Source organism: Pirellulales bacterium, from assembly GCA_035533075.1.
Classification (GTDB): domain Bacteria; phylum Planctomycetota; class Planctomycetia; order Pirellulales; family JAICIG01; genus DASSFG01.
This window is the reverse complement of sequence record DATLUO010000146.1, coordinates 1-3664: the sequence shown is the minus strand read 5'-3', so window position 1 is coordinate 3664 and position 3664 is coordinate 1. Positions and strand designations below refer to the sequence as shown.

The 3664-nt window shown below is 64.3% G+C and carries 4 protein-coding genes; 3 read left to right on the top strand and 1 reads right to left on the bottom strand.

The window, feature by feature from the left end; genetic code table 11:
* The first annotated feature begins 153 nt into the window (after nt 1-153).
* The 3 genes from VNH11_18780 to VNH11_18770 all read left to right on the top strand — a co-directional run bounded on the left by VNH11_18780 (nt 154) and on the right by VNH11_18770 (nt 3006).
* Nucleotides 154-1098 carry a transglutaminase family protein gene (locus tag VNH11_18780; GenBank protein ID HVA48417.1) on the top strand — a complete coding sequence of 315 codons (945 nt, stop codon included), beginning with the start codon at nt 154-156 and terminating at the stop codon, nt 1096-1098.
* A gap of 190 nt (nt 1099-1288) precedes the next feature.
* The gene (locus tag VNH11_18775; protein ID HVA48416.1) at nt 1289-1648 is read left to right on the top strand and encodes a DUF6788 family protein; all 360 of its coding nucleotides are present in this window, start codon (nt 1289-1291) and stop codon (nt 1646-1648) included.
* 68 nt (nt 1649-1716) lie between these two features.
* The gene (locus VNH11_18770; protein ID HVA48415.1) at nt 1717-3006 is read left to right on the top strand and encodes a hypothetical protein; all 1290 of its coding nucleotides are present in this window, start codon (nt 1717-1719) and stop codon (nt 3004-3006) included.
* Between the two features lie 283 nt (nt 3007-3289).
* On the opposite strand, the gene VNH11_18765 is transcribed toward VNH11_18770, so the two are convergent.
* The coding region (locus tag VNH11_18765) for a DUF1446 domain-containing protein (protein HVA48414.1) at nt 3290-3664 on the bottom strand (375 nt) is incomplete at its 5' end.

Sequence of the window (3664 nt, the reverse complement as noted above, 5' to 3'; positions counted from 1 at the left end):
GTGCGATTCGTCAAGAGCAGTTTGTAATAGGGGGAGTCACCCCGCCAAATGGGGGGTCACCGCCCCAGAGCGCGCGTTGGCGGGGTGGAGGGTCAGGCCGCCAAAGCGTTGGCGGCGTGGTGCAGGGGAGAGGGGCTTTTCGGGAGTTCGATCATGATCCTCGAGGTCCAGCACGAAACGCACCTGAAGTATTCGGAACCGGTGACGGAATCGATCGCCGAGGTCCGCATGGAACCGGTCAGCGACGCCGACCAGAGCTGCCATTCCTTCGCCTTGGCGATCCAGCCGGCGACCGAAAATTTTCGCTTCCAGGACGGTTTCGGCAACCGGGTCCACCATTTCAACTTGCTGGCGCCGCATGAACAGGTGCGGGTGCTGGCCGCCAGCATCGTCGAGACTCATCCCCGGCCGCTCGACCTGGCCTCCAGCCGGGCCGTCTATCCCGCCGATCCGAGCACGGATTTGGAGGTGCTGGATTTCCTGCGGTTCGATGGCCCGGTTCGCCGTTCGCCGTTGCTGGCAACGCACCTCGATGCGGTGCGCCCGGCCCCCGGCATGCGCCTGGCGGACCTGGCCATACGGATCGCCCGGCACATCCGCGATCACTTCGAGTATGCCCCCGACGTTACCCTGGTCACCTCGCCGATCGACCATGTGCTGGAGGAGGGCAAGGGCGTTTGCCAGGATTTCACGCACCTGATGTTGGCCTTGTTGCGTTCCTTCGAGGTGCCGGCGCGGTACGTCAGCGGCTACATTCATCGGCTGAACAAGGAATCGCAGAGCCATGCCTGGTGCGAAGTCTGGTTGCCCGACCTGGGCTGGGTCGGCATCGATCCGACCAACGATCGGCTGACGGACGAACATTTTGTCAAGGTGGCGGTCGGCCGGGATTTTACCGACGTGCCGCCCAACAAGGGGGTTTATCGGGGCCGGGCCGCCGAGTCGATTTTCGTGCGGGTCGAGACGCGCACGCTGGAGCGGCTGCCGGCGCTGTCGTGGCAGGAACAATTGCCGCCGCTCAATGTGCCGTTGACGGCCATCGTCCCCCGCCCGCATGGAACCGTCGAGTCGGCCGACGAAGATCAACAGCAGCAATAGTGTAGGTTTCGAGCAGCCTTGAGGAATGGTTTTTTTCTCGCACGTTCCGGGGGCGTTTGAACCATTCGATAGGCTCCGCCCCGTCAACACGACGGTGCGCCCGTTCAGGTTTTGGTCGAACCTGGCCTTTTCGCCCTTTTTCCGCTAAGCCTAACAACGGCGGTATCCGCACCCTGTTCCCGGGCCTGCCATGCGCGTCCCCGACCATCCCACCCTGATCCGTCGGATGCTCGACAGCCGGCTCAAGAAGCTGGCGCCGCGCTCGATTGTCCTGGCGGCCTCCCTGAACGGCTACACCCACCGGTGCGGCCGGCCCGCCTGCCGCTGTCACCACGGCGGCCCGCTGCACACCGGCCAGCACCTGACCTTCAAGGGAGCCGGGAACAAGACCCACTCTGTCTACGTTCCCAAAGATTTGCTCCCGGAGGTACGGGCATGGATCGCCGAACACAAACGGCTCAAGCAAGTGCTCAAAGAGATTCAGCAGCTCAGCCTGGCCTTGGTGCGGACCCATGCGCGGCACCGCCGCCGCCAGGCGGGGCGACCCTGATCGCCGGTCGGGCCCTGGTCCAGACCGTCCGCCATTTCTTCCCCGAGCTGAACCAATGGCTGGATCGTTTGCCCGACCGCCGCAACCCAGACGCCATTATCTATCCGCGGCGGTTCCTCGGCTGGTGGGGCCTCGCCCTGTACCTGCTGCAATTGAGCTCGCGCCGCCAACTCGACTTCGAGCTGCGCGACGGCGGCCCCCAGGTGCTGGCCAATCTCAATCGCCTGGCCCAGACCGCGCAGACGACGTTGCCGGTCCACGACACCCTCGACTACTTTCTGGGGCAGGTGGAGTTGGCCGGCTGGGAGCGGCTGCGCGGCCGGATGGTGCAACGGTTGCTCCGCATGAAGGCCCTCGACGCCGCGCGCTTGTTGGGCCGGCCGGTCCTGTTGATCGACGCGACCGGCGTGCTCTGTTTCCACCGGCGGCATTGCCCGCACTGTCTGACGCAACGGCACGGCAAGCACACCTACTACATGCATCACGTCCTGGAAGCCAAACTGTTGGGCCCCGGCGGCGTGGTGGTGTCGCTCGACAGCGAATTTATCGAGAACGCCGACGCGGCCGACAGCCAAGGCCGCAGCGCCGAGGAGATCAAACAAGACTGCGAACTCAAGGCGCTGCACCGCCTGCTGCCGCGCATTAAGAAGGCTTACCCCCAGCTCTGCTTTGTGCTGTCGATGGACAACCTGTATGCCTGCGGTCCGGTGTTCGCCCTGGTCGAGGAGTTGGGCTGGTCGTTCGTGGTGACGTTCAAGCAAGGCCGCACGCCGACCTTGTGGCGGGAATTCCAGACGCTGTTGCCGGCGTGCCCGGAGAACGTCGTGCGGCGGAGTTGGGGCGACGGCCGCGAGCAGCAATTCCGTTGGGTGAACCGGCTGGATTACGAGGACAGCGAACAGCGGCACTGGCGGCTCAACGCCCTGGAATGTACGGAGACGCTGCCGAACGACCCATCGCAATATTTTGCTTGGCTGACGCCGTTGCCGGTGGGCAAGAAAACGGTGGAAAAAATCGCCCAGAAAGGAGGCCGCAATCGTTGGAAGATCGAGAATGAGGGGTTCAACCGCCAGAAAAACAGCGGCTTGAACCTGGAGCACGTTTACAGCATCGACCCCCAGAAGTGGAAGTCCTATTACCTGCTCTTGCAGATCGCCTTCCTGATAACGCAGTTGGTGGAACGAGGCAGTCTGCTGCGTCGCCTGGCGGCCGAGACGGGGCGGCCGTTCTGGAAGCTCTTCGGCAGCTGGAAGAACGTGGCGCGGCGGCTCTTGGAGAGTGTGCGCTTCACCGCCTGGGACGAAGCCTGGTTTGACCCCACTCAGAAGCTGCGCCTCGGGCTGGACGACACTTCGTAGGCCATGCATCCCCAAGACTTCTCGGGTCGCGTCCCGTTTGCTACCGCCGATTTGCCGAAAAAACCCGCAGCGCGGAAGCGGGGAAGGTGCGCGCCGCAGTCACCCCCTACGTGGATCCAGCTGCGGTGCAGCTGTATTCACATTCAATGACTGTGCCGGTTCCTTACGGCTGGCAGCGGCCCAAGCGGCTTGACCAATCGCGCAAGCCTTTGGCAAAATACACCACTGGCCGCACCCGTTTCCTTAACTTGGTGCCTATGGGGTGACAAAGACTCGGCCCACCCTACGGAAGAATTTGCACCGCCGCAGTCACCGCACTCTTGGCAATCAACGCCGGCCAGTACGCGAGCACCTCGCGTACCGGCGGCCGGCCGGTGGTATAGCCGGTCACGCCCGGCGGGCCGGATGTCACCAGCGGGGCAAATTCCTTGGTGAAGCGTTCGACCGTCGACCGGCGGGAATCGCGGACCGTCACCCGCAGCACCACCTCCGGCGGCGCCGCGGCGGCAGGGACGACGCCCGGCACGCAATCGCCGGCGCCGAGGCATTCGATGTTGTGATGTTCCGGTTCGACGCCGGCGCGGCGGAGGCGGTCGAGGATCATTGCGCCGCAGAGCCGGGCTTTCTCCGCCGCGTAGGGGCCGAACAGCAGCAAAGT